Origin of the sequence: Vibrio hyugaensis (assembly GCF_002906655.1) — a bacterium.
Lineage (GTDB): Bacteria > Pseudomonadota > Gammaproteobacteria > Enterobacterales > Vibrionaceae > Vibrio > Vibrio hyugaensis.
The window spans coordinates 3097654-3118957 of the sequence record NZ_CP025794.1 but is presented as its reverse complement, the minus strand read 5'-3'; the positions used below and the strand labels follow the sequence as shown (position 1 = coordinate 3118957).

Annotated in this window: 24 protein-coding genes; 9 read left to right on the top strand and 15 right to left on the bottom strand. The window is 45.6% G+C overall.

The features are described from left to right. Positions 1–181 precede the first annotated feature (181 nt). The 10 genes from C1S74_RS15375 to C1S74_RS15325 form a co-directional block, all read right to left on the bottom strand. Positions 182–1648: a sigma-54 dependent transcriptional regulator gene (locus C1S74_RS15375; protein WP_045397802.1), complete on the bottom strand. Its 1467-nt coding sequence runs from the start codon at positions 1646–1648 to the stop codon at positions 182–184. Between the two features lie 285 nt (positions 1649–1933). After that, on the bottom strand, positions 1934–2344 hold the full coding sequence (gene fliS, locus C1S74_RS15370; RefSeq protein ID WP_005438665.1) for a flagellar export chaperone FliS: 411 nt from the start codon (positions 2342–2344) through the stop codon (positions 1934–1936). A gap of 12 nt (positions 2345–2356) precedes the next feature. Beyond that, positions 2357–2662 (bottom strand): flagellar protein FliT, encoded by a 306-nt coding sequence (locus tag C1S74_RS15365; protein WP_045397800.1) that lies wholly within the window; start codon positions 2660–2662, stop codon positions 2357–2359. Between the two features lie 3 nt (positions 2663–2665). After that, a complete protein-coding gene (gene fliD / locus C1S74_RS15360) occupies positions 2666–4669 on the bottom strand; it encodes a flagellar filament capping protein FliD (RefSeq protein ID WP_045397798.1) in 2004 nt (667 codons plus the stop codon). 20 nt (positions 4670–4689) lie between these two features. Next, entirely contained in the window at positions 4690–5118 is a 429-nt protein-coding gene (flaG, locus tag C1S74_RS15355; protein ID WP_045397795.1) for a flagellar protein FlaG, read from the bottom strand. 80 nt (positions 5119–5198) lie between these two features. Next, entirely contained in the window at positions 5199–6329 is a 1131-nt protein-coding gene (locus tag C1S74_RS15350; RefSeq protein ID WP_045397792.1) for a flagellin, read from the bottom strand. Positions 6330–6628: 299 nt separating this feature from the next. After that, on the bottom strand, positions 6629–7762 hold the full coding sequence (locus C1S74_RS15345) for a flagellin (RefSeq protein WP_045464157.1): 1134 nt from the start codon (positions 7760–7762) through the stop codon (positions 6629–6631). Between the two features lie 263 nt (positions 7763–8025). After that, a complete protein-coding gene (locus C1S74_RS15335) occupies positions 8026–9165 on the bottom strand; it encodes a flagellin (RefSeq protein WP_045404056.1) in 1140 nt (379 codons plus the stop codon). 169 nt (positions 9166–9334) lie between these two features. After that, a complete protein-coding gene (locus C1S74_RS15330) occupies positions 9335–10237 on the bottom strand; it encodes a Dyp-type peroxidase (protein WP_045404054.1) in 903 nt (300 codons plus the stop codon). 41 nt (positions 10238–10278) lie between these two features. Then, positions 10279–10764 (bottom strand): DUF2919 domain-containing protein, encoded by a 486-nt coding sequence (locus C1S74_RS15325; protein WP_038864785.1) that lies wholly within the window; start codon positions 10762–10764, stop codon positions 10279–10281. A gap of 142 nt (positions 10765–10906) precedes the next feature. On the opposite strand from C1S74_RS15325, the gene C1S74_RS15320 reads away from it, so the two are divergent. Beyond that, on the top strand, positions 10907–11260 hold the full coding sequence (locus tag C1S74_RS15320) for a DUF2956 domain-containing protein (RefSeq protein WP_045404052.1): 354 nt from the start codon (positions 10907–10909) through the stop codon (positions 11258–11260). Between the two features lies 1 nt (position 11261). Further along, a complete protein-coding gene (locus C1S74_RS15315; protein WP_045404050.1) occupies positions 11262–11594 on the top strand; it encodes a DUF4156 domain-containing protein in 333 nt (110 codons plus the stop codon). A gap of 38 nt (positions 11595–11632) precedes the next feature. Here C1S74_RS15315 and C1S74_RS15310 read toward each other — a convergent pair whose 3' ends face one another. Next, complete coding sequence (locus tag C1S74_RS15310) at positions 11633–11920, bottom strand: winged helix-turn-helix domain-containing protein (protein WP_038864778.1); 288 nt, start codon at positions 11918–11920, stop codon at positions 11633–11635. Positions 11921–12223: 303 nt separating this feature from the next. On the opposite strand from C1S74_RS15310, the gene C1S74_RS15305 reads away from it, so the two are divergent. From C1S74_RS15305 to C1S74_RS15290, 4 genes are read left to right on the top strand one after another with little or no spacing between them, the layout of a single operon-like run. Continuing rightward, the gene (locus C1S74_RS15305; RefSeq protein WP_045404049.1) at positions 12224–12574 is read left to right on the top strand and encodes an ArsC family reductase; all 351 of its coding nucleotides are present in this window, start codon (positions 12224–12226) and stop codon (positions 12572–12574) included. A gap of 18 nt (positions 12575–12592) precedes the next feature. After that, on the top strand, positions 12593–13729 hold the full coding sequence (gene dapE, locus C1S74_RS15300) for a succinyl-diaminopimelate desuccinylase (protein ID WP_045404047.1): 1137 nt from the start codon (positions 12593–12595) through the stop codon (positions 13727–13729). Positions 13730–13770: 41 nt separating this feature from the next. Continuing rightward, positions 13771–14469, top strand: coding sequence for a M15 family metallopeptidase (locus tag C1S74_RS15295; RefSeq protein ID WP_045404045.1), 699 nt, complete (start codon positions 13771–13773; stop codon positions 14467–14469). Further along, on the top strand, positions 14466–14672 hold the full coding sequence (locus tag C1S74_RS15290) for a DUF2897 family protein (RefSeq protein ID WP_045404044.1): 207 nt from the start codon (positions 14466–14468) through the stop codon (positions 14670–14672). The genes C1S74_RS15295 and C1S74_RS15290 overlap by 4 nt, the downstream gene beginning before the upstream one ends. Positions 14673–14803: 131 nt before the next feature. Here C1S74_RS15290 and bamC read toward each other — a convergent pair whose 3' ends face one another. Both bamC and dapA read right to left on the bottom strand, forming a co-directional pair. Further along, positions 14804–15823, bottom strand: a complete 1020-nt coding sequence (gene bamC / locus C1S74_RS15285; RefSeq protein WP_045404042.1) for an outer membrane protein assembly factor BamC — start codon at positions 15821–15823, stop codon at positions 14804–14806. Between the two features lie 66 nt (positions 15824–15889). Then, complete coding sequence (gene dapA, locus C1S74_RS15280; protein WP_038864767.1) at positions 15890–16768, bottom strand: 4-hydroxy-tetrahydrodipicolinate synthase; 879 nt, start codon at positions 16766–16768, stop codon at positions 15890–15892. 409 nt (positions 16769–17177) lie between these two features. On the opposite strand from dapA, the gene C1S74_RS15275 reads away from it, so the two are divergent. Continuing rightward, positions 17178–17720 (top strand): glycine cleavage system transcriptional repressor, encoded by a 543-nt coding sequence (locus C1S74_RS15275; protein ID WP_038864765.1) that lies wholly within the window; start codon positions 17178–17180, stop codon positions 17718–17720. Positions 17721–17735: 15 nt separating this feature from the next. Then, positions 17736–18206 (top strand): thioredoxin-dependent thiol peroxidase, encoded by a 471-nt coding sequence (gene bcp, locus C1S74_RS15270; RefSeq protein ID WP_038864763.1) that lies wholly within the window; start codon positions 17736–17738, stop codon positions 18204–18206. Positions 18207–18270: 64 nt separating this feature from the next. Here the strand turns inward: bcp and C1S74_RS15265 are convergent, their stop codons facing one another. Next, positions 18271–19341, bottom strand: coding sequence for an AI-2E family transporter (locus C1S74_RS15265; RefSeq protein ID WP_038864761.1), 1071 nt, complete (start codon positions 19339–19341; stop codon positions 18271–18273). A 1-nt stretch (position 19342) separates the two neighbouring features. Next, positions 19343–19579 carry a sulfurtransferase TusA family protein gene (locus C1S74_RS15260; protein WP_038864760.1) on the bottom strand — a complete coding sequence of 79 codons (237 nt, stop codon included), beginning with the start codon at positions 19577–19579 and terminating at the stop codon, positions 19343–19345. A 269-nt stretch (positions 19580–19848) separates the two neighbouring features. Between C1S74_RS15260 and bepA the strand changes: the two genes are divergently transcribed. After that, positions 19849–21303 (top strand): beta-barrel assembly-enhancing protease, encoded by a 1455-nt coding sequence (gene bepA / locus C1S74_RS15255; protein WP_038864759.1) that lies wholly within the window; start codon positions 19849–19851, stop codon positions 21301–21303. Position 21304: the final 1 nt, after the last annotated feature.

The following is a 21304-nucleotide window of genomic DNA, read 5'->3' as shown; positions in this document are numbered from 1 at the left end:
CGAAATATCGCCATTTAAATACTAAAACAGCTTGGTAAGCAATTAGCATACCAAGCTGTTTTCTATATTTATCATAGCGTTATGTTATCGACAAGAAGTTGACACTAAGAAAAGTGCGGTTTTATTGTCAGAAAAGATAACAAAACGTTCAGAGTTTAACCGTATGAACGTCAGACTTTACCTATCGTTGTAGGTTGTATTTACGCATTTTCTCAACCAAAGTCGTGCGTCGCATTCCAAGCATATCTGCTGCTCGTGCAACCACACCACCTTGCGCTTCTAACGCTTGGCTGATCATATTGACTTCCATATCGGCTAATAGCTCTTTCAAGTTCACGCCTTCTGGCGGCAGTGCTTGAGGCGCATTCATGTTGTGGTCCAGATCGCTTTGATCTTCAAAACTGAAGTTCTCAGAGAAGATATCTTGGAACACGTCACGCTCTTGTTCTTCAACCGAAGTAAACGGGTTACCTTCTGGTTGGAACTCAGGAATATCACTGTAACGGTACTTGGTTGGCAGATGGTTTACGTCGACCAAACTGTTCGGGTACAGAATAATCATGCGTTCAACAAGGTTCGCAAGCTCGCGAACGTTACCCGGCCAGTTGTGTTCCATTAAGGAGTTAATTGCACGAGGCGTAAAGCAAATTGGTTGCCCACCTTCGGCTTCCAAACGCGTCATCAATTCTTGCAGTAGCAATGGAATATCTTGCTTACGTGCTTTCAGCGCCGGCATCTCGATTGGGAATACATTGAGGCGGTAGAACAGATCTTCACGGAATGTGCCATCATCGATCATGTTCTCTAGGTTGCGGTGCGTTGCTGCTACAACACGAACGTTTACTTTAATCGTGGTGTTACCACCTACACGTTCAAAACAACGCTCTTGTAGAACGCGCAGCAACTTCACTTGCATCGACATTGGCATATCGCCAATTTCATCAAGGAAGATCGTACCACCTTCAGCCAATTCGAATCGGCCTTTACGCGAGGTCAATGCCCCCGTGAAAGCACCTTTCTCATGACCAAACAGTTCACTTTCCAACAGCTCTGGCGGGATTGCGCCACAGTTAATTGGCACAAACGGGCCATTACGGTAAGCAGAATGGTAATGAATATTACGTGCGACAACTTCTTTACCCGTGCCAGATTCACCCAAGATCAGGACGTTTGCTTCAGTATTAGAAACTTGTTCAATCAAATGACGAACTTCTTGAATGCCACGGCTTTGGCCTACAAGGCTACGGAAAAGAGTATTTTTGCGTGCGCTTGCAACAACGTTAACACCCTTACGACCAAGGAAATCTTTGCAGTGACGCAGAGCTTCGCTAAGTTGCGGATAGTTAAGCGGCTGCTCTAACTCTCCGACGAAGTTTGGCAAGTCATCAACAGGCAGTGGAAATGAGCCCAAGACAAGAAGTGGGATATGGTAAGCTTCATTAAGGTGAGCCATCACCTTTGTCGCGGCACTACCCGCAGAGATGTTGCCAACAATGCAACCTGACCACACGCTAGACCAGTCTATATCGCCTAGCTGATCAGAACTGACCGCTTCGCAACTTTCTCCAACAAATTCCAATATATTGCTTATATTTAAACGACTTGGTGCATCGTCATCAATTACAAGCAGCTTTGCCAAACCTTGCATAAGTAAGAATGATTGCCTTTATTATGGGTGTGTTGCGGCCAGACCTTGATTTGCGCAATTGAGTGTCGGAAAGGTGGGACCACTCTCAATTAACGATAGACAAAATAGGAAAATCAGCAACAAAAAAAAGCCATTAGGGCCACTAATGACTTCTATTTTATTTGAATAAAAAAATAAGGCAACCAAGCAATAAAGAGGTGTGAGCTTGATTGTAACTTTGCTGAACGACTTTCAGTGCAATCAGACGCAATACCCTACTATTTGAGTAAGGTATTGTTTTGATTATTAAATGCCCACTTCCGCTGCCGTTAGGTTATGGAATTCAGTCGGGATCTGGTCCCAAGCTGATTTGATCTCACGGATAATATCGATAACGTCGTCGATTGGCTGAGGATCATTCTGATGGTTCGCTGCAGAGATCTGAGTAATCATGAACTCGTATAGTGAATCTAAGTTTGAAGCAATATCACCACCGTCATCCATTGATAAGCAACTGCGTAGCGCAATGATGATGTCTAACGCTTTACCTAGACGCTCACCTTTTGCTGGAATATTGCCAGCTTGCATCGCTGCCTTACCTTGGATCAGACGTTCAATCGCACCTGCCATTAGCATTTGAATGACTTTGTGCGGAGACGCCGCACTTAGCTGGCTGTCGACTGATACCTTTTTGTATGCTTGCAAAGAACCGCGCATAGTATTCCTCTTTTATATAAATTTCTTGTACTGCTGAAGCGAACGTTGACCATAACGGAACTTATGAAGTTCTTTACCCACGTTAGAAGTCTCTGTCTGCATCAGCTCGACAATTCTTTTGGTACGAATAAGCAAATTTTGCCATTCTGCTTCCTGCTTTAGCACCGGATTGCTCTCGACAATGGGTAGCAGGTTTAGCAATAACCGTTCCCTGATATCGACCAAACGTTGAATTTCTTCAGCATTAACGTCGACTTTTTCCAGTTCTTGCGTAATTAGTTGATCAGTATCACTAATTTCAATGAGTTCATTTCGCATCTATTAGCCCAGCGCGTTCATTAACGCTCCAAGTTGGCCTTGCATCTTGCCAGTAGCGTCTTGCATGGCAGCGAATTTTGCATGAGTGCGCTTCTCTAAACTGTCCATGCGGCGATCGAGTGCCGCTTGGTCATCACTCAGGCGATAGTTTTGTTCAGTCAGGCTTTTTTCACGAGTACGGATACTGCCAGTGAAGCCCGTGATGCCTTGAATCGCATCTTCCACACGTTTGGCAAAACCGGTATTGCCGCCAAAGAATTTCTCTAACTCGTTGAAGTTATTGTTCAGCTGACGATCAAGCATGTCGTAGTTGATTTCAAGCGTACCTTGACGAGTCGTAGTAATGCCAAATTCGGTCAGCGATTTTAGGTCCTCTGGTGCTTTTTCAATGTTGGTCGAAAAGACCGATTTCAACCGAGAATCAGCGTTACGAACAGTACTGTCACCCGCTAAAGGCCCGCGTTGACCTGTCGTTGGGTCGACGTTCGCTAATGCTTTGGATGTTTGATAGAACGCGTTGTAAGCCGAAACAAAGCTTTCGATATCTGAGCGCACGCTTTGACGGTCATATTCAACGCCGATTTCTGCAGGCGGTTTACCCAGCTCTGATTTGCCTTTCAAAGTGAGGTTCACGCCCTCAATGGCATCTTCAATTACATTGTTGTGACTCGACAACTGCGCAACACCATCCAGCATCACCATGGAGTCTTGTCCTGCTTGGACTTGAGCCATACCGGTGTAAGCCTCGAAGGATTTTTGAGCCTCAGCAATTTTAGCTTCTGCTACATCTATCTTTTCAAGGCGTTCACGCTCTTCGGGTTCTAATTTAGCGCGATGGATGGTCTTTGCTTGTTCTTCTGTCAGTTCTCCACGTTCCACTTTTTGGTCAAGCGCTTGTTTTTCATCCGCAATCTTTTCTTCGATCTCGGCTTTTTCTTGTTCTAATTGCTGCTTGGCTTCTTTGGTTGTGACGTAAGAATCGGTCAACGTACCTGAGGCGGTATTGTTCCAGCCGGGTACGTCTGGCGCTTTGGCGATCGCATCTTCGTCCAGCTCTAATTCCGGTGAACGGTAAGAATCGAGGAGTGTACCTGAAGCGGTTTCAGTCCAGCCAGGGATACTGTCTTGCGGACGCATACCCGCTCGTTGATTGGCTTTTTCTATCGCTTCTTGACCCGCTTTCGCAGCGGCAGCACCCGCCGCAGAGATCGGTTCATCCGTTGCGCCATCTTGCACATTCTCTGCCGCTTTTTGTTCTTCAGGAGGTATAGGATTGCCGTCTGCATCCAACGCTTCCGGTTGGTTTGCATCGGTTTCAGGCGCTTTTAAAGGCCCTAACACTGCTTCAGCCGCTTCACGTGCTTCTTCAAGCGCATTCACCCGGTCTTCCAGTGTTTTGTATTCGAAGTGTTTCAGAGGGCTGCCGGCTTCGGCGTCCACACTGACTTTAAGTTGATGGTCCTTGCCCGACAGGTTCGAAGCAAGGATCAAACGCGGCCCTTCTACGTCGTTAATTAAGGAAGCACGTACGCCAGGGTTATCCTTAGCGCTGTTAATTCCACGAACGACATCAACTAGCTTAGAGCTAGAACGGACATTAACGTCGAAGGTGTCATCACCAAGAGAAATCTGCAGCTTACCAGGACCAAACTTTGCGTCTTCTGGCAGAACGTCAGAAGCCACTTTATGGCTCTGTGCAAGCTGCAACACATCGATAGCATACTTACCGGCTATAGCGTCTGTTGTTGCGGTCGCAGATACGACTGCGTCGTCCGTTGTCTCTACAGAACGAACGGCAAACGCCTTCTCCTGACGAAAGTTCGTCATGAGATTTTTCATCGTATCCAACGATTCTCTGAGTCGCCCGTAGGCACTGATGCTGGCGTCAATTGTCGTACGCTCGTTGTCGATGCGTTGCTGCTTTGGCACACGCTCGGCATCTACAATTTTGCTGACCATGGAATTGATATCCATGCCACCAGACATCCCCAAAGGGCCTAAACTCATCAAATCACCTCAAAAACGACTTACACCTTTTCAACTAACAAACCGCGGTTAGCTGTGTGCTCAGCTAGGCGACGCAATACCACGAGCATTTCTTCATCAGGAATCTGACGAATTACATCACCGGTTGTGGCTTCGTAAATCGTCACGACGTCTCGACCCGATTCTTCATCGACTCGAAACGCCACTCCTTTATTCATGGCGCTCACAAATTCATTCATTTGCTCAACCATTTTCTCGCGCTCTTCTTTGTTCAGCTTTTGGCGGGATTCCGCCATTTCAATCGCAGCTTGAACAGAGAGGTCACGTTCGGTTTCCTTCGCTTTTACAGGCGAAGTATTACCGTTTGAACTTGCTGTGTTAAGCGTGCCTATGCCATTTTCTTTAGCAACTTTTGTGCCACTCGGTGTGCCGTAAGGCTGGATGTTCGATGCGTAGGAGGATATTTCCATTACAATCTCCCTTCCACCTTATGAGCTAACGATTAGGTCTATCGCTTTGGTGATGGTATCACTAGGCTGAGTCGACCCAATTAGCCCAACAAGCTCAGCGCCGCAGATGGTGACTGCTTCGCTTGTGCCAAGATTGAAGTACTTGCTTGTTGAAGGATTTGCGACTTAGTCATCGCCGTTGTTTCCTTCGCGTAGTCAGTATCTTTAATACGGCTGTTAGACGCGTTAACGTTCTCGTTAATGTTGTCTAGGTTGCTGATTGCGTGGTTGAAACGGTTTTGGAATGCACCAAGAGACGCACGTTGGCTGTCTACTGATTTTAGTGCGCCATCGATGATAGCTACCGCTTCTTGAGAACCTGCAACTGACGTTACGTCGATGTCTTTAACCGTTACGTCTTTCGCATCACCGAAGCCAATTTCACCTGCTAGGTTGCCAGAGAACTCAACATCACCTGTTACTTTTTGAGTAGCAGCGAATACTTGCAGCTTACCGTCTTCACCAACAGACGCTTTAACGTCTTCGCTTTGACCGTTGATGTAAGTTGCTAGCTGTTCAATATCATCGCCTTGCTTTGCCGTGATAGTCAGCTCTTTCTCTTCACCTTGCTTGTTGGTGTAGTTCAGCTTAAGTTCAGTGTTGTCACCAACCGCCCAAGATGCATCTTTACCGTCTTCTGCTGCGTAGCTCTTACCGCCCATCGCAGAAGTATCAGAACGTAGGTTACCCATAGAAAGCATGACCGCTTCACCTGAGTCCGCACCGATTTGGAAAGATTGAGTACCGTAAGTACCGTTAAGAAGCTTGTTACCACCGAAAGAGGTTGTTTCAGCGATACGGTTTAGTTCGTCGTTAAGCGCTGTAACTTCTTCTTGGATCGCTACACGTTCTGATTTTGAGTTTGAACCGTTCGCAGATTGAAGCGATAGGTCACGCATACGTTGTAGGATGTTGGTAGATTCATTCATTGCACCTTCAGCAACCTGTGCAATAGAAATACCGTCGTTCGCATTTTTCACAGCCATGTCTAGACCACGGCTCTGTGCGTTCAAACGGTTAGAAATCTGTAGACCGGCAGCATCGTCTTTCGCGCTATTGATTTTATAACCCGAAGACAAACGCTCCATTGATTTTTGTTGACCTTCAGCCGCCTGGTTTAGGTAACGCTGTGCGGTCATCGCAGAAACGTTAGTATTAACGTTAATCGCCATAGTTGATCTCCTTAAGGCTTTAGTTGATGTACCGTCGTGTCTCTCACCTCACTTAGGTACATCTCATTTCTCTCAGTCCCTTTAACGGCGGCCTATAAATATCCTTTAGGAGAAAATTTCAATTTTTTGCGATTATTTTCCTCGACTTAATGAAGTGTGATGAATCTCTAATATTACGACTGGGGATAAATAACACTCGCTTAAAATAAAAAATCAGACATAAAAAAACCCAGCCGAAGCTGGGTTTACTCGCTCATCTCTCACCACGAGCCAATATGGTTCTTGTCTTAAGTTAGGGATTAACCTAGAAGACTTAGCGCTGAGTTTGGCGCTTGCTTCGCTTGCGCAAGGATTGAGCTTGACGCTTGCGATAGAATTTGTGACTTGGTCATCTGAGTCGTTTCTTTCGCGAAGTCGGTATCTTTGATACGGCTCTTCGACGCGTTCACGTTCTCGTTGATGTTGTCCAAGTTGCTGATTGCGTGGTTGAAACGATTTTGGAAAGCACCTAGCTCTGCACGGTGGCTGTCTACATATTTCAATGCTGCATCAATGATAGCCACAGATTCTTGTGCGCCACCTACTGATGTTACGTCGATAGTATCAACCGTTACTTTCTTACCGTCGCTCAGACCTAGCTCACCAGATAGGCCGCCAGAGAATTCCACGTCGCCTTCCACTTTGTTGTTGCCCGCAAAGACTTGCAGCTTACCGTCTTGGTCTACTGACGCTTTCACTAGGTCTGTTTGACCGTTGATGTACGTCGCAAGCTCTTCGATATCGTCACCCGCTTTCGCGCTGATGTTGATTTCTTGCTCTTGACCAAAGCTGTCAGTCAGGCTGATTTTCATGTCTGATTTATCAGCAGCAACGTTCCAGTTTTTGTCTTTACCGTTTTCAGCTTGGTAGCTCACGCCGCCCATCATTTGGTTGTCTGAGCGCATGTCTTTTAGGTTAAGCATTACTGCTTCACCGTTGTCCGCACCGATTTGGAAAGACTGAGTGCCGTAAGTACCGTTAAGTAGGCGGTTACCACCGAAAGATGTCGTTTCAGCGATACGGTTTAATTCATCGTTCAGTGCCGTTACTTCTTCTTGAATCGCAACACGCTCAGATTTTGAGTTAGAGCCGTTCGCAGATTGAAGAGACAGGTCACGCATACGTTGCAGGATGTTAGTCGTCTCGTTCATTGCACCTTCAGCAGTTTGTGCAATCGAGATACCGTCGTTCGCGTTACGAACAGCCACATCCAGGCCACGGCTTTGTACGTTCAAGCGGTTCGAGATTTGAAGACCCGCAGCGTCGTCTTTTGCGCTGTTGATTTTGAAACCTGAAGACAAACGCTCCATAGAAGTTTGTTGTGCTGAGTTTGCGTTGTTTAGGTAACGCTGAGCGGTCATCGCTGATACGTTTGTGTTTACATTCACTGCCATGGTGATTTCTCCAATTGATTTTCCGATGTAGCGGTTTCCGACGTCTCGGAAAACCAAGTAGTTCTCTCAAAGTTACTTTTATTAACGGCGCATGCCCTGATTTCTTTAGGAAAAATTTTAGATTTTTTTGAAAATAATTCGTTTGGCGAGGCAATCGTGACGAAGCAGATAAAAAAGCAAAAAAACTTTCATTTTTCGCTAAAGCTTCTTTTCTCGCTGTCGATACAGGCTGATTTTATCTTGAAATTGCGAAGTAGAATGCCTTAGCCAAGTAAGGTTAAAGCGAGATTTGGTGCTTGTTTTGCTTGTGCAAGAATAGAGGTACTTACCTGCTGCAGAATTTGTTGCTTCACCATTTGCGTGGTTTCTTTGGCGTAGTCAGTATCTTGAATGCGACTGTTCGATGCTGCTAGGTTTTCGTGGATATTATCCAGATTATTGATCGCGTGATTAAAGCGGTTTTGATACGCGCCTAGTTCAGCACGACTGCTGTCCACCGTTTTCATGGCGTCATCTAGAATACCGACCGCCATCTGAGCACCACCAACCGTACTGATATCAATTTTATCTACCGTTCTTTTTACTGTGACATACTTGCCAAGTTCTAACTCATCAGCCAAACCACCACTGAAGGTTGGTCCAGGGTATCCTATGGCATCTTTAGGGGACATCAGTAACTGCAGTTGCCCCTCTTCATTAACAGACGCTTTTACTTTATCGGTTTGCCCATTAATGTAAGTAGCGAGTTCTTCTATATCGTCGCCTGCTTTAGCTTCAATACGGATCTCCTGCTGTTCAAAATTGTTATCACGATAGTTGATAACAATATCGTTGTTTCCGTTTTGAACCGTCCAATCGGAGCCGACCCTTTTATATGAACTCATAGAAAAGCTAGTAAAAGATTCAGGCTGCATAGTCCGTAAGCCAATTTGTACCGCTTCACCAGCAGTTGCACCGATTTGAAAAGACGATGTGCCAAATGTGCCATTCAGTAATTTACGCCCACCAAATGAGGTGGTTTCCGCAATACGGCTTAACTCATCATTTAAAGCAGAGACTTCTTCTTGCAACGCAGTGCGTTCCGCTTTGCTGTTTGAGCCATTGGCTGACTGGAGCGACAAATCACGCATGCGCTGCATGATATTGGTCACCTCATTCATCGCGCCTTCCGCAGTTTGCATGATGGAAATGCCGTCGTTCGCGTTGCGCACGGCAACATCTAAACCACGCATTTGCGATTGTAAGCGGTTGGAGATTTGCAGACCCGCAGCATCATCCTTTGCGCTATTAATACGCTTCCCTGAAGACAAACGCTCCATGGATTGGTTCAGCATATCGGTTGCACTGGTCAAATGACGCTGTGCGACAAGTGCTGCCACATTGGTATTAACGGTGATCGCCACGAATAAAGGTCCTGAAATTAAGGCTTTGGATACTTATCGACCACACTTAGCAAAGGTTTAGTGATTTCTTAAAAAATGATGAAAGTAAAAGCCGAAGAGAAAAGATAAAAGGCAATAGATAATAAAAAGCCCTCCGAGCTGGAGGGCTTGAGAAGCTTTTCGTCAGCGATTATTTTATCGCTAATTCCGACAGCATTTCTTGTGAAGGAGCGAAGAAATATGCACCTGTTACTGCTTTGGTGAAACGAAGCAGTTGATCAGTCTTACCATCGGTAACACCGTACATGCTCTCTAGCATCACTTTGATGTTGTGGATGTTGTTGCAGTAAGAGATGAACAACAAGCCGTGTGCGCCAGTTACCGTGCCGTATGGCAAGCTGTGACGAACAATCTTGAGGCCTTTGCCTTCTTCTTTGATGTCTACGCGACCAACGTGAGAAGCGGCAGGTACATCTTCTAATTCAATAGAATCAGGTTTAGTACGACCAATCACTTTCTCTTGCGCCGATACGTTCAGGCGGTTCCATGCAGGTAGGTTGTGCTCAAAACGTTGCACCATCACGTAACTACCACCAGCGAAAGCGCCGTCTTTGATCAACGCAACGTCCGCACGTGCATCGCCTTTCGGGTTTTCAGTGCCGTCGACGAAATCTGTCATGTCACGAGCATCTAGGTAACGGTAACCGTATGTCTCATCAACCACTGTCACGTCTTCTGCTGTGTCTACTAAGAACTTACGTAGCACATAGAAATGTAAATCATGACGCGTTGAGTGGCAGTGGATCAGAACATCTACGTCCGACGCAGGCGCCACGATGTCGCCTTCACCCAATTGAGGGAAGTCAATCAACTCTTCTGGCATTTGCATGTTTAGGTGCTGCCAAAAAGATTTGGTGAATGCGATAGAAAGGGTTAGATCTGCACCTGGTTGGCTCGCATTGAGCTCTTTTACTAGCTCAGGAAGCGCTTTCAGTTTCGCCAATACGTTTTCACGGTTTTGGTTCACTTTCAACTGAGTGTAAAGTGCAAATGGACCTGCTTCAGGCACAATCGCCGTTTGAGCTTGTGACATTGAGATTTCCTCTATACATTGCCCCTTGCGGGAGCTTTGTTTTAATTTTTTGCTGGCTGTTCTTCTTTGTGCTCAACCTGTGGCACGTGGAAACAGTCTTTTACCCATCTTCCATTAAGAAGATAGATCATAAACCAAGTTAACAAGGTAATTGTAAGCGCGTTCGCCCAATTGAATACACCATGTTCGAGATAGACATGATACATGGTCTGCGCCAGTTGAATACCGCACAAGATCAAAGTCATCGCACGACCATGCTGAGTAATTTGATTCACCCAACCTCTGTCTGGATGACGCAAGCCCATCAACCACATCAATAGTAGGCTTGGAATACCCATCGATAGCCCAAGGTATAACGTATTGGAGTCAGGGTAAACAATCGATAATATCTTACTGCCGCTGTCTCTACTCACTCCTGCCATGGCAAACACCACCCAAGAGCGCGCTAGGAACATCCATCCTAGCCATAACATAATTGGCGCTTTCAAAAATCCATGAGCGTCGTACTGATCGAATGAGTAACGCACAATATCGTCTTCTTAGTTTCATAAAAATGCCACTTTAACCGATCGCTTCAGAGTTGCAACACCGCAAACATGAGAACTAAAGTTCATTTCGTCATCTTACGCAGGTAAACTAAGGTTAGATTTACAGCGACGTCGAAAAAATATGAAAAAGAAAAACACAACAGTACCCGTTCCTTCCCAAGAAACCCAAACGGAAGCAATGAAGATCGCCAAAGCAACACAGAAACCAGGTCAGACCAAAGATCAAACCAAATTAATCGCTCAGGGCATCGAAAAAGGCATTGCTCAATACAAGAAACAACAAAAAGAACGTAATCGCCAAGCCGATCGAGCTAAGAAAAAACAGCAAAAAGAAAAACAACGCCAGCATGAAGATGTCGCAGAGCAAGACGTTGTTGCTACACAAACACCAGCAAACAAACCCACTATTTTGCCATGGGTTCTACTGGTTCTGAGTTGGGTTAGTTTTGCCACTTACATCGTAATAGGGAGATAACATGTTTCGATATGTGATGACAGGATGCATCGCACTGGCTTTGATGGGATGTTCAACGCCTTCAACTTTGCCTTTCGAGCCAAGTGAGAATGTGCAAGTTCGCATTGATAGCCAATTCAACCCAGAGCATTGTGAGTATTTAGGAGAAGTGACTGGCAGCGAAGGCCATTGGTACAGTTACTTGTTCTACACCAACGATGCCATGATGCAAGGTGCAATGCACGATCTAAAAAACAAGGCATCTGCCATAGGCGCTGATACGGTGTTTATGATCTCTCCTCAAGACTTCACCACTTCATTTAGTGTGCTAGGCACAGCCTACCGCTGTCAGTAAACTTTTCTCGAATGTAAAAAAAGCCAGCAATTGCTGGCTTATGCACGAAATCCAAGACTGCTAGCGATATCTCCCTCCCGTTCAAGAACCCATTGAACATCAAAAGGTCCCCAATCTGAAAGTTGGTAATAGCCGTCATTATGACGTCGGCCATCTTGAACGAAGATAAGTTCGATGCCGATCCCCGGTAATGCCTTGAGTACATCTTGAATAGTACGACGAGGCCACCCCGTTCTTTCGATCAATTTTGGTACATTTGGCCTTTCTAGGTTTTCCACCAACAAGGCCAAATATAGCCGCCTTGCAAAAACAGGACTCAATTCCATTGACACCTCCTAAAATTGTGCTGATTCATTATTTCTTTTTTGTCCGGCGAAATGTTGCGTTTGATCAATAACTCGACTTTTCCGTGCTATTTAGCCGAGTTTTTTATCAATCTGAATGCCATTTGATGGGGGAGTGAGCTACTGACGTAAATAAAACAAAACCGAGACACGTAAAATATTGACCGCATGATTTTGTCAGTTTGGTTGCTTCTTGATAGGATGCTTGAACAGCCAAAAACAACGCTACATCGGGTATTCATAACGCTAACCGATGAGTAAAAAATAAAAAGAAAAGGAAATAATATGACGATTACCATGTTCGGCATCCCAAATTGCGACACAATTAAAAAAGCCAAAAAATGGCTAGAAGCAGAAGACCTAGCGTTTGATTTCCACGACTACCGTAAACAAGGTATCGATGCCGCGATGGTTACTGAGTTTTGTAAAGCACTGGGTTGGGAACAAGTCCTCAACAAACGTGGTACGACTTTCCGTCAACTGACTCAAGAACAAAAAGATTCACTTAACGAAGAAAATGCAATTGCTCTGTTGGTAGAGAACCCAGCAATGATCAAGCGCCCAATCTTAAAAGTCGAAAACCAGCTCCATATCGGTTTCAAAGCAGACCAATACGCGACCATTTTTAACTCTTAATGTAAGGAATATTCAAGGATGACAGACAGTCCAGTACTGGCACTCGCTAAAGACCTGATCAGCCGCCAGTCCGTAACGCCTGAAGATGCAGGCTGTCAGGATGTAATGATCGAACGCCTAAAAGCACTAGGTTTTGAAATCGAAGTCATGGTGTTTGAAGACACCACAAACTTCTGGGCTCGACGTGGTACAGAAGCGCCGCTGTTTGCTTTTGCCGGTCACACCGATGTGGTTCCTGCGGGCAAGCTAGAGCAATGGAACACCCCCCCATTTGAGCCAACCATTATCGATGGTTACTTGCATGGTCGCGGCGCGGCAGATATGAAAGGCTCATTGGCTTGCATGGTGGTGGCGGTAGAACGTTTTATCGCAGAAAACCCAGACCATAAAGGCTCTATTGGCTTTTTGATCACTTCTGACGAAGAAGGCCCGTTCATTAACGGTACCGTTCGCGTGGTTGAAACCCTAATGGAACGCGGTGAGAACATCGATATGTGTATCGTGGGCGAACCTTCAAGTACAGAAGTCGTCGGCGATGTGGTGAAAAATGGTCGTCGTGGATCGATCACTGGTGACCTAACGGTAAATGGGACACAAGGTCATGTCGCCTACCCTCACCTAGCAAGTAATCCAGTTCACCAGTCTCTAATGGCGATTCACGAACTCGCGACAACCGAGTGGGACCAAGGTAACGACTACTTCCCTCCAACCAGCTTCCAGATCCCGAACGTGTCGGCTGGTACTGGTGCGTCTAACGTCATTCCTGGTGAGTTCAATGTTCAGTTCAACCTGCGCTTTAGTACAGAGCTAAGCAACGACGTTATCGTTCAACGCGTGACCGAAACGTTAGACAAACATGAATTGGATTACGACTTAAAATGGACATTCAACGGCGACCCGTTCTTAACAGATACTGGCGCTCTACTGGATGCCGTGGTTGCAGCAGTAGATGAAGTAAACAGCACTAAGCCAGCGCTTCTGACGACGGGCGGTACATCTGATGGTCGCTTTATCGCACGCATGGGTGGTCAAGTGGTAGAACTTGGCCCGGTAAACGCGACGATTCACAAAGTGAACGAGTGTGTGAAAGTTGACGACTTAGAGAAGCTGACTGACATGTACGAAAATACATTGAAGCACTTGTTAGCAAAGTAAACCTCATAAGAACGCACGACAACGCATTTAACGAGAACACCATGACACCAGAGCAACTTACCGGAATCACCGATTCGCATCTGCAATCCACCTTAGTCGGGCAAAAGGCTTTCATGCTTCATCCTGAAGTGGCTGACGATTTGCTTAAGATGATTGAAGCGGCAACCGAAGCGGGCTTTAAGATGGAAATTGCCAGCGGCTTTCGTGATTTTCATCGCCAAAAAGCCATTTGGAACGGTAAGTTTTCTGGTGAATTGCCAATTCTTGACTCGAATTCCCAGCCTCTTAACAAAGCAGAGTTAAGCGACGAAGAAAAGCTCATGGCGATTCTGCGTTGGTCAGCTCTGCCCGGTGGCAGTCGTCATCACTGGGGCTGTGACTTTGACGTTTATGCTCGTAACTTATTGCCACAAGACACCACGCTTCAATTAGAGCCTTGGGAATACCTTGATGGCCACCAGCGTGCATTCTATCAATGGTTAGCCGCTAACCTTGGCTCGTTTGGCTTTTTCTTTCCTTATCAACAAGACTTAGGTGGTGTCGCTATCGAACCTTGGCACATCAGCCATAAAGTAGTCGGACAACAGTGCCTCGCGCACCTAACGCCTGCGCTGCTTAAAACTCAGCTGACGCAGCAAAATCAGCTCGATAGCATTGCAGGGATTGAAGTCATACTGAATAATTTGGATAACGTCGTAGAACGATTCATTCAAAATATCACGCCACCGGAGGCCCTATGATAGAACTACTAACCAACCCTTGGGTCATTATCATCATAGTGCTAAGCATCGTAGTCGGTAATATTGCTGCGCTTAAGTACACTGCTAAGATGAAGTTTGGTCAGATGGATAAAGGTCGTAAAAACGATTTAGACAGACTGAATGAGCTAGATAAAGAACGCTACGATGATGAAGGCCAAAAGAAGAAAGACGAACCTCGTTAATTTAAGAGTGCTCTTTCACTCAAAATCGTTGACTTAACATTAGACCAAGGCATCGTATTCAGAAGATCAAAAAAGGGACCACTGAGGTCCCTTTTTTGATCTGTCTTGAAGCCAATGGCACTTAGCAGTGGCTAGTCTTTCACAACCGCTGCCAATACTGGCGCAAGTGATTTCAAAAATTCTTCTTCTACTGGCTTACCAGAAGAGTCGGTAATGTTAAGAGAAGTACGGTTACCCAAATCACCCAGTAGGAATGTGTACTTACCTGGCGCTAGATCAACCGGTTTCACACCGATGTCATTCCAGAATTCATCATCTGGAGATGCGTACTTCGCGGTCACTGTACCTTGAGATTGGCTACGTTCTTCTATCGTAAATCCCATCTTAGGCAGAACATCTGGTAGACGGTTCCACACGACATTGTATTGAGCACGAGCAATGATCACTGGTAAACCGCTGCGGTCTTTACCCATGGTGATAGGAATGTGCTTAACAAGCTCTTGCGCTTTACGCTGTGCTTCTTCACGAACGTGTTGATCGTAACGCGCCGTTACCAAGTTAGTCATAAACACGTTGTAACGCTCACGGTTAGTACGTGTCACTTCTTTCACTTGGTTGCCTTCGCGCCAGTCAATCAAGCTAACCTTAAAGCCATGACGACCATTCATCTCACCACGAGTGATTTCGTATCGGCTACCGATTTCCATCTCTTCGTCTGGTGAGTTCCAAGTGACCCAACCGGTTTCAATGCGGTTGTCAGTTTGGCTTTCTACAGGAATCTTGTTCTCAGAAACCATCTCTTGAACCGTTCGCCAAACTTTATCCAATTCATCCTTGCGAAGCAGCCATAGTGTCACTTCACCGTCGCTGCTACGGTCAAGACGAGCGCCAGGAATCAGTTCCAGTACTTGTTGAGGTGGGCGAATATCCACGTTTTTACCAATACCACCGCTGTAGTTTCCTTGAGGAATGCGGTAGTTAGGGTAAAACTGAAGAACAGCACCTGCGGGTACACTCCACTCTTCCAGAGATGGGGTGTTCAAATACTCGAAGTCGTCTTTTGCTTGACGACGTTGGTTGGCACCGCCTGAACAGGCAGTCAATACGAATACAGCTAGTGAGCTTAACACTAACTGGCTTGAAAGCTTCATTTATACTCCTAAAACACTGAGGGCGTACTTGCCCCCAGCATGAACTTCAATCCTAGTCACTCAATCTTAATAAATGCGGGCGTCTGTTAACGCTTGTTCCACAACTGGCTGAGATTTTTCAGAAAGCTCGACAAGAGGAAGACGTAAACCACCTTCTTCAATCAAACCAAGCTTATGTGCTGCCCATTTTACTGGGATTGGGCTTGATTCAACGAACAGATTTTTGTGCAGTGTCATCAAACGTTGGTTGATAACTTCTGCTTCTTCGTACTTATCTTCACTTGCCAAATGGAACATGTCAGCCATGTCTTTAGCCGCAATATTGTTCGTTACCGAGATAACGCCGTGACCGCCAAGTTTAACAAATTCTAGGCCAGTCGCATCATCACCACTTAGTAAGATAAAATCTTCGCCACAAAGTTCACGGTGAAGTGCAATTCGGCTTAAATCACCGGTTGCGTCTTTTAATGCCACGATATTATCAAGCTTTGACAAACGTGCCACTGTCTCAGGCAATAAATCTACTGCAGTACGACCTGGTACATTGTACAAAATTAGAGGTACATCACTCGCTTCAGCAATAGCTTTGTAATGTTGGAACAAACCTTCTTGTGTTGGTTTGTTGTAGTAAGGCGTCACACTCAGGTAACCAGAGATACCAGAATCCGCTAATAATTTGCTAAACGTAACTGCTTCGTGGGTTGCATTTGCGCCCGTACCAGCAATCACTGGGATACGACCGTCCGCAAACTCAACGATTTTATTAACGACCTTTACATGCTCTTCAATGGTCAGAGTCGCAGACTCACCTGTCGTGCCTACTGCCACAATACCGTCGGTACCTGCTTCTACATGGTACTCAACAAGCTTTTGCAGACCATCAAAGTCTACTTCACCATCTGGCTTAAATGGTGTAATCAGCGCTACGATACTTCCTGAAAACATGTTTATCTCCCTCAATTTACTCTTTCTGCATGGTACTGTAATGCGATTGACAAACACAAGAGCGTAAACTCGCTTACAAAGTACAAATGAATGAATAATTACCAGTTGTTAGAGGTCTCGCAACTAAATTGTGAATTTTGTTCTCAATTCCAGCCATTCTGATAATCGTATTGTCTTGTGGCAAGCCATTACCCAACTAAGCTTGCCATCTTAAATTAGCCGCGGAATATACTCTTTCACCTTTAAGCTCAAGTCAGCACTGAGTGAATTAATAGAGTGCTCAACAACCAAAGTGTTCACATAATCAACAAAGCGTTTCCATGAGTTTAAAAAAAGAACTGACTCGACATTTCTCTATTGTATCTGTGCTAACATCTCTCTATTGAAAGAAAGGACAAGAAGCTCATTTATGAAGCAACATCTGGTACTTACAGCGGTTGGAACGGATCGTCCGGGCATATGTAACCAAGTGGTTAGGCTCGTCACTCTTGCTGGCTGTAACATTGTCGATAGCCGTATCGCTATCTTTGGTAATGAATTTACCCTCATTATGCTACTTACTGGGAATGCCAGTAATGTCACCCGTGTTGAGACACAATTGCCACTGCTTGGGCAAGAACATGACCTTATTACCATCATGAAGCGAACGTCGGCGCACGAGTTGCTCGACAACAGCTACACCATGGAAGTGTTTATTGAATCTGAGGACCGCATCGGTCTTACTGAAAAATTCACTCAGTTCTTCGCTGATAAACAGATTGGCCTACATTCTCTTAGTGCGCAAACCATCAGTAAATCAAAAATTCAGCTCGATGCGGATCAATTCCACATCGCAATCACTGCATCAGTGAGTGCAGACTGTAACCTGATGCAACTGCAAGAAGAATTCGATGAACTTTGTCATACGCTCAACGTACAAGGTTCTCTGAATTTCATTAAAAACACACTATAAGTAAAGGAAATAATAATGAATACGCTGACAGCAGGCTCGCCAGCGCCAGCCTTCTCTTTGCTCGACCAAGATGGCAACACCGTTTCTTTAGGTGATTTTAAAGGTAAAAAAGTTCTGTTTTACTTCTACCCTAAGGCGATGACGCCGGGTTGTACGACCCAGGCAAAAGGTCTGCGTGATGTAAAAGCAGCGCTAGATGAACACAACGTTGTCGTTTTAGGCGTAAGTATCGACCCAGTAAAACGCCTTGGTAAATTCATCGAGCGTGATGAGCTAAACTTCACGCTACTTTCAGACGAAGACCATGCAGTTGCAGACCAATTCGGCGTTTGGGGTGAGAAGAAATTCATGGGTAAAGTGTACGATGGCCTTCACCGCATCAGCTTCCTAATCAACGAAGAAGGCGTGATTGAGCACGTGTTCAACAAGTTCAAAACCAAAGATCACCACGAAGTGGTTGTGAACTACTTGAAAGAAAACGCGTAAGCTTAGCTTTCATCCAAATACCAAAAAGCCCAGCAATCGCTGGGCTTTTTATTGAAATCGGTTTCTATTCTTGTATCGGTTCGGCTTCTTCCGAGCTTGGCAGCGCGTTCCATACTGCTTTCACCAACGTCGCCAATGGAATAGCAAAGAATACGCCCCAGAAGCCCCACAATCCACCAAACACCAATACTGCGACAATGATAGCCACTGGGTGAAGGTTGACTGCCTCTGAAAACAATACTGGTACTAATACGTTGCCATCTAGTGCTTGAATAATACCGTAAGCAACAAGTAACCAGTAAAACTGAGGCGATAAGCCCCATTGGAACAAACCAACAATCGCCACAGGTACTGTCACCGCTGCCGCGCCGATGTAGGGGATCAGAACGGATAAGCCCACGGCAACCGCAAGCAGCGCTGAGTAACGTAAATCAAGAATCGCGAAGGTTACGTAGCTCACACCACCAACGATAAGAATTTCAAGCACTTTACCGCGAATGTAATTCGAGATCTGCTCGTTCATCTCATGCCAAACTTTGTTCGCCAACTTACGGTTTTTAGGCAGAATACCGCTTGCCATGCGTAGCATTTCTTCTTTGTCTTTCAGTAGAAAGAACACCAACAGAGGAACAAGAATCAGATAAACCGCTAACGTAGCCAAACTGACGAGTGACGCCAACGAACCTTTCACCACGCTTTCCCCTAAGCCTATTGCTTGGTTTTTCGCATTGGTTACCAAGGTTTCCACGATTTGTAAGTTCGCCAGTTCTGGATAACGCTGTGGTAAAGTAGCAATGAACTTTTGCAGACCAGCATACATGTTCGGAATGTCGTTGATTAGGTTGCCGACCTGAGTCCAGATGGTTGGCACTAAACCAAACACCGCAATCAGCATCAAGCCAATGAAAATCAAAATCACCGTAATGACAGAAAAAGTACGTGGAATCCCCAAGCGACACATTTGCGTCACTGGCCACTCGAGTAAATATGCGAGAACGATGGCAACTAACAACGGTGCAATCAAATGCCCGAAGAAATAAATGGTGATAAAGCCGAACAGCAAGATCGCTACGAGGCTCACGGCGTGTGGGTCTGAAAAGCGTCGCTTATACCAACGACTTACCATCTCAAGCATCTTATGATGATTCCTTATTGAAGACTGTCAAAATGAAGTGTTCTGACGTGGATTCGCAATCCACTGTATAGCCTTGATTTTGCAAATACTTCACAATGTCTTGTTTAGAGCTCTTGTCTACAACTTGAATAACAAGCTGTTGAAACTGCGATGTTTCTCCTTGAAACACTTCAGCTGCGTGACGCTTAGCAAGTAACAGTGCCATAGGGCAGCGTTGATCACGCAAATCAAGTAACATGGATTCCATTGTATTGCTCTGCAACTATGATAGGGTTGTATTGTAACGGCTTTTTGAGCTGGTGCTAGTGATTTAAGCGTAGACGACAAAGACTTCTAAATTAACAATTTGAAGTTATGTGTATGACAATTGACGAAACCAATTCGTTTATTTTCGGTCTTATAGCTAGCATATTCATCCGACACGGATGACCATAAAGCCTGTGCTGACGTTGAAAGGAATTCATCTCTCAAGCACAGACTCGGTATTTTGGAGAATCTTTAAACCGTATGTTAAAACGCACTCGCTCGCTAGTTTGTTTATGCCTTGCTGCTGCATTGAGTACACCAACGCCTATTTACGCCAATAGCCTTGATCTCCCTGATATTGGCACCGCAGCTGGAGGCACTCTGACGATAGATCAGGAGTTGATTTACGGTGACGCCTACATGCGTATGCTCAGAGCCAGCAGTCCTATTGTTAGCGACCCCGTCATCAATGAATACATTGACACACTTGGACACCGTTTGGTTGCCAATGCGAATGACGTAAAAACTCCGTTCCACTTCTTTATGATCCGTGACCGCAACATCAATGCATTTGCCTTCTTTGGTGGTTACGTTGCCCTGCACTCGGGTCTGTTTTTGCACGCTCGTACTGAAAGTGAACTTGCCTCTGTTGTAGCGCACGAAATTGCCCACGTTACACAGCGTCACCTTGCACGAAGCATGGAAGAACAAGCGCGCCGTTCGCCAGCAACAATGGCGGCACTAGCTGGTGCGCTGTTGCTTGCTATTGCCTCTCCAGAAGCGGGGATGGCAGCAGTGACGGCGGCAACAGCTGGTAATATGCAGAGCCAAATCAACTACACTCGCTCCAACGAGAAAGAAGCAGACCGTTTTGGTATTGCGACCTTGGCAAAAGCTGGGTTTGAAGCTCAAGCAATGCCTCGTTTTTTTGGTCGTCTTGCGGACGAATACCGTTACGCAAGTAAGCCACCCCCAATGCTTTTGACTCACCCATTACCAGAAGATCGTATTACCGACAGCCGAGCACGTGCTAGAGCGTATCCACCATTGCGAATTCAACCATCTATCGATTACCACCTGACACGCGCTCGCATTGTAGCCCGCTATGCAGGCATTGATGGACAAGCAGCGATGGGGTGGTTTGAACGAACACAGAAAAAAGCGTCACCAGAAATTGTCCCGTCTTTTGATTACGGTCGCGCGCTGGTGCATTTAGATAATAAGCGTCTCGATAAGGCTGAACCGTTGTTGAAAAAACTGCTTCAACAAGACCCAGCGAATCCATTTTATCTTGATGCCATGACAGATCTGTACATCGAGCAGAAACAGCCGCAAAAAGCCGTAGATATGCTAAGTCGAGCCTTAAAGCGCAATCCACAAAACAAAGTGCTGACCATCAACTATGCCAACGCTTTGTTGGAAGCGAATAAGAATGAAGAAGCCGTACGTATTCTTCAACGTTACACGCACGATAACCCAGAAGACACTAATGGTTGGCACCTTCTATCAAAAGGTAACCACGCACTGGGTCGCAATGACGAAGAACTCGCCGCTCGCGCGGAAATTTTAGCGCTGCGAGCAGGATGGAATAAAGCCATTCAATATTATTCTGAAGCAAGTAAAATTGCAGATCTGGGCAGCTTGAAACAAGCACGATACGACGCTCGTATCGACCAGTTAATGATCCAAAGAGATCGATTCATGGCATTACAATAAC

Coding starts and splice junctions, on each gene's coding strand:
- C1S74_RS15375 (WP_045397802.1), bottom strand. CDS start 1,648: ATGCAAGGTTTGGCAAAGCTGCTTGTAATTGATGACGATGCACCAAGT.
- fliS (WP_005438665.1), bottom strand. CDS start 2,344: ATGCGCGGTTCTTTGCAAGCATACAAAAAGGTATCAGTCGACAGCCAG.
- C1S74_RS15365 (WP_045397800.1), bottom strand. CDS start 2,662: ATGCGAAATGAACTCATTGAAATTAGTGATACTGATCAACTAATTACG.
- fliD (WP_045397798.1), bottom strand. CDS start 4,669: ATGAGTTTAGGCCCTTTGGGGATGTCTGGTGGCATGGATATCAATTCC.
- flaG (WP_045397795.1), bottom strand. CDS start 5,118: ATGGAAATATCCTCCTACGCATCGAACATCCAGCCTTACGGCACACCG.
- C1S74_RS15350 (WP_045397792.1), bottom strand. CDS start 6,329: ATGGCGATTAACGTTAATACTAACGTTTCTGCGATGACCGCACAGCGT.
- C1S74_RS15345 (WP_045464157.1), bottom strand. CDS start 7,762: ATGGCAGTGAATGTAAACACAAACGTATCAGCGATGACCGCTCAGCGT.
- C1S74_RS15330 (WP_045404054.1), bottom strand. CDS start 10,237: ATGTCACAAGCTCAAACGGCGATTGTGCCTGAAGCAGGTCCATTTGCA.
- C1S74_RS15320 (WP_045404052.1), top strand. CDS start 10,907: ATGAAAAAGAAAAACACAACAGTACCCGTTCCTTCCCAAGAAACCCAA.
- C1S74_RS15315 (WP_045404050.1), top strand. CDS start 11,262: ATGTTTCGATATGTGATGACAGGATGCATCGCACTGGCTTTGATGGGA.
- C1S74_RS15310 (WP_038864778.1), bottom strand. CDS start 11,920: ATGGAATTGAGTCCTGTTTTTGCAAGGCGGCTATATTTGGCCTTGTTG.
- C1S74_RS15305 (WP_045404049.1), top strand. CDS start 12,224: ATGACGATTACCATGTTCGGCATCCCAAATTGCGACACAATTAAAAAA.
- dapE (WP_045404047.1), top strand. CDS start 12,593: ATGACAGACAGTCCAGTACTGGCACTCGCTAAAGACCTGATCAGCCGC.
- C1S74_RS15295 (WP_045404045.1), top strand. CDS start 13,771: ATGACACCAGAGCAACTTACCGGAATCACCGATTCGCATCTGCAATCC.
- C1S74_RS15290 (WP_045404044.1), top strand. CDS start 14,466: ATGATAGAACTACTAACCAACCCTTGGGTCATTATCATCATAGTGCTA.
- bamC (WP_045404042.1), bottom strand. CDS start 15,823: ATGAAGCTTTCAAGCCAGTTAGTGTTAAGCTCACTAGCTGTATTCGTA.
- dapA (WP_038864767.1), bottom strand. CDS start 16,768: ATGTTTTCAGGAAGTATCGTAGCGCTGATTACACCATTTAAGCCAGAT.
- C1S74_RS15275 (WP_038864765.1), top strand. CDS start 17,178: ATGAAGCAACATCTGGTACTTACAGCGGTTGGAACGGATCGTCCGGGC.
- bcp (WP_038864763.1), top strand. CDS start 17,736: ATGAATACGCTGACAGCAGGCTCGCCAGCGCCAGCCTTCTCTTTGCTC.
- C1S74_RS15265 (WP_038864761.1), bottom strand. CDS start 19,341: ATGCTTGAGATGGTAAGTCGTTGGTATAAGCGACGCTTTTCAGACCCA.
- C1S74_RS15260 (WP_038864760.1), bottom strand. CDS start 19,579: ATGTTACTTGATTTGCGTGATCAACGCTGCCCTATGGCACTGTTACTT.
- bepA (WP_038864759.1), top strand. CDS start 19,849: ATGTTAAAACGCACTCGCTCGCTAGTTTGTTTATGCCTTGCTGCTGCA.